Origin of the sequence: Stenotrophomonas sp. HMWF023 (assembly GCF_003060985.1) — a bacterium.
In the GTDB taxonomy this organism is placed as follows: Bacteria; Pseudomonadota; Gammaproteobacteria; order Xanthomonadales; family Xanthomonadaceae; genus Stenotrophomonas; species Stenotrophomonas lactitubi.
In genome coordinates this window covers 1-3,076 of sequence record NZ_QAIJ01000324.1, presented here as the reverse complement: position 1 = coordinate 3,076, position 3,076 = coordinate 1, and the positions used below count along the sequence as shown (strand labels likewise).

The following is a 3,076-nucleotide window of genomic DNA, read 5'->3' as shown; positions in this document are numbered from 1 at the left end:
GCCGGGGTCGCATCGGTACGGGTGGGAACGGACTGCGACCAGGCGGGAAGGCTGGTCAGACACAATGCCAAGCCCAGCAGAAGCGGGCGGACACTACGCGAAGAAGCGGCGGTCTGGCCTTGGCACGTCGGGTCGTTTGTCGTCACGCGTCGGTCACAAGGAAAAAAACGATGGGGCATCATGCCCTGTAAAAGCGGTAATAAGTTAAAAATTCCGTTAGTAAATCGTTAGTTGCGCAGTGACGTCTGTCACATTTTTGAACATATCGCCTGTTCATTTTAGCGAAGGACGCGTTTCGCCCCTGTGTAGTGGTCCTTCCAGTAGGGTCCGCTGAGCGAATCCAGGCGCACCGTTCCGCCGGTGCTCGGGGCGTGCACGAAACGGCCCTCACCGACGTAGATGCCCACGTGACTGACATTGCCGCGGCTGCCAAAAAAGACCAGGTCGCCGGTCGCCAGGCGTTTCGGATCGATCTTCGGCCCCTGGACTGCGGCCAGATCGCGTGAGGTCCGCGGCAGCTTCAGGTCCAGCATTTCACGGTAGACGTAAGCGACCAGCCCGCTGCAGTCGAAGCCGGATTCGGGCGTGTTGCCGCCGTAGCGGTAGGGCGTGCCGACCAGGCTGATGGCGCGCATCAGCACCGAATTGGCGGCCTCGGGGTTGTCCGGTGTGGTGCTGGGCCAGCTTGCCGCAGGCGGTGGCGGTGTGGAACGGACGGCCTTGCCGCCGCCACAGGCGGTCAGCAGAAGGGGCAGGGCCAGCAGCAGGGCGGGCGCGAGGCGCCGGCGCGTGCCGGACGAAACTGGCGTGATGTGCATGTTCTCCGGATAATGCGCGACCTTGGATTGGCCGTCATGATGGCGGCGTCCCCGCCGGGCGACAACCCGCCCCAACCCGCCTGCCTCCGGCAGATCCAGACAGAGTTGCGCATGAAGATCGAAAAAGACCGCGTTGTCCGCTTCCACTACACCGTCTCCGAGGCCGGCCAGGAGCCGATCGAATCGTCCAAGGACCGCGGCGAGCCGCTGGCGATCCTGATCGGCCACGGCAACATCATCCCGGGCCTGGAAAACGCCATGATGGACAAGGAAGCCGGCGCGACCTTCGACGTCGACGTCAAGGCGGCCGATGCATACGGCGAGCGCCGTGATGGCTTGTCCCAGCGCGTGCCGAAGAAGCACTTCGGTACCGCCAAGCTGGTCCCGGGCCAGCAGGTCGTGCTGCAGACCAACTTCGGCCCGCGTGCCGTGACCGTGCAGAAGGTCGGCATGAGCGTGGTCGACGTCGACCTGAACCACCCGATGGCCGGCAAGGACCTGCATTTCGACGTCGAGATCGTCGACGTGCGCGAAGCCGGCAAGGAAGAGCTCGAACACGGCCACGTCCACGGCGACGGCGGTCACCAGCACTGATCGCGTTGCGATCGTGATGGCAGCAACGGCCCGCTTCGGCGGGCCGTTGCGTATGTGGAACAGGGCGGAGCCATCCATGGTCCGCAGGCCGGCGGCATAATGACGGACCTGCACGCCGGATGCCCCGTGAACACCGCTTCCCCTTCCCTGCAACCGGTGGCTTCCGGCGAACGCATCGCCCTGCTGGACATACTGCGTGGGTTTGCCCTGCTGGGCATCCTGTTGATGAACATCGAGGCCCTCAGCGGGCCGCTGGACCTGGCCTTCACCGGCATCGACGCCCATTGGCAGGGCATCGACTACTGGGCCGATGCCTTCGTCTATGTGTTCGTGCAGGGGAAATTCTTCACCCTGTTCTCGCTGCTGTTCGGTGCGGGCTTTGCGGTGATGGCCCAGCGTGCTGAAACGGCGGGTCGCCCGTTCACGCCGTTCTATCTGCGTCGCAGCGCCGGGCTGCTGCTGATCGGCCTGTGCCACGCGCTGCTGGTCTGGTCGGGCGACATCCTGGTGTTGTACGCACTGGCCTCGCTGCCGTTGCTGGCCTGCCGCGAAGCACCGCGCAGCTGGCTGCCGTGGATGGGTCTGCTGGTGTATGCACTGGGTGTTGCGCTGATGCTGCTGGTCGGCGCAATGGTGTCGATGGCCACCCCGCAGGACCTGCAGAAGATGCTGGTCGACGCGCAGCAGGGCATCGACCAGCAACGTCTGGTGTACGGCCAGGGCGACTGGATGCAGGCCAACGTGCAGCGCCTGCAGGAGTTCGGCGCGTCGCTGGGTGGCATGTTCATTTCCGGACCCGAAGTGCTGGGCATGTTCCTGCTGGGTGCCTGGTTCGCTGGCAGCGGCGCATTGACCGCGCCGGAACGTTTCCCCCGGTTGTATGCCGGCCTGCGCTGGGTCGCGTTGCCTCTGGGCCTGCTGGTCACCCTGGCGGGTGTGTTGTGGAAGCCCTATCTGGCCCCGGGTGTCTATGACCTGCCGACCACCTCGGCAATGGCGCTGGTGGCCGTGGGCGGCGTGCCGATGTGCCTGGGCTACCTGGCCTGGATCGTGCACTGGCGTGCGCGCATGGGCTGGCTGGCGCCGGTCGGCCGGATGGCGCTGACCCATTACCTTGGTCAATCGCTGGTCTGTACGTTGCTGTTCTATCACTACGGACTGGGGTGGTTCGATGCAGTACCGCGTGCCTGGCAGCTGCTGTTCGCCTTGCTGCTGTTCGCTGCGCAGGTAATCCTCAGCCATCTGTGGCTGCGCCGTTTCCGCTTCGGTCCGATGGAATGGTTGTGGCGTGCGATGACGTACCGGCAATGGCCAGCGATGCGCCGTGGGGCCGGGCAGGGGTGATCGATGCTGGCCACGCACATCTCTTCCTGCGTGGCTGCGTGCATCGCCAAGCGCGCCACTGCATACCCTCACGTCTGGCCTGCAGCGGGCCATGGCATGCTCGCAGCAGCATGAGCGCCTGCGCCAGCCAGCTGCCTGTCGATCTTCTCTGCGGGCGCGAGCCCGCCATCGATCCTGTTCCCTGTCGACCCGAGCGATTCCGATGAACACTCCCTCTTATGACTACGATCTGATCGTCCTTGGCGGCGGTTCCGCTGGCCTGGCCGGCGCCATCCGCGCTGCGCAGCATGGCAAGCGTGTTGCCCTGCTGGAGCCGGGTG

The 3,076-nt window shown here is 65.1% G+C and carries 4 protein-coding genes; 3 read left to right on the top strand and 1 reads right to left on the bottom strand.

Features of this window, described 5'->3' with window-relative positions:
* Positions 1-278: 278 nt before the first annotated feature.
* A complete protein-coding gene (locus DBR20_RS19930) occupies positions 279-818 on the bottom strand; it encodes a C40 family peptidase (protein WP_108267922.1) in 540 nt (179 codons plus the stop codon).
* A 111-nt stretch (positions 819-929) separates the two neighbouring features.
* Here DBR20_RS19930 and DBR20_RS19925 point away from each other — a divergent pair, with 111 nt between their 5' ends.
* The 3 genes from DBR20_RS19925 to DBR20_RS19915 all read left to right on the top strand — a co-directional run.
* Positions 930-1,412: a peptidylprolyl isomerase gene (locus tag DBR20_RS19925; RefSeq protein WP_025876084.1), complete on the top strand. Its 483-nt coding sequence runs from the start codon at positions 930-932 to the stop codon at positions 1,410-1,412.
* A gap of 99 nt (positions 1,413-1,511) precedes the next feature.
* On the top strand, positions 1,512-2,756 hold the full coding sequence (locus tag DBR20_RS19920) for a DUF418 domain-containing protein (protein ID WP_108267936.1): 1,245 nt from the start codon (positions 1,512-1,514) through the stop codon (positions 2,754-2,756).
* Between the two features lie 202 nt (positions 2,757-2,958).
* Positions 2,959-3,076, top strand: a 118-nt coding sequence (locus DBR20_RS19915; protein WP_146187062.1) for an FAD-binding protein, incomplete at its 3' end; no start/stop codon positions are given.

What these genes read in the sequence shown, in the direction of transcription:
- DBR20_RS19930 (WP_108267922.1), bottom strand. Translation starts at nt 818, where the DNA reads ATGCACATCACGCCAGTTTCGTCCGGCACGCGCCGGCGCCTCGCGCCC.
- DBR20_RS19925 (WP_025876084.1), top strand. Translation starts at nt 930, where the DNA reads ATGAAGATCGAAAAAGACCGCGTTGTCCGCTTCCACTACACCGTCTCC.
- DBR20_RS19920 (WP_108267936.1), top strand. Translation starts at nt 1,512, where the DNA reads ATGACGGACCTGCACGCCGGATGCCCCGTGAACACCGCTTCCCCTTCC.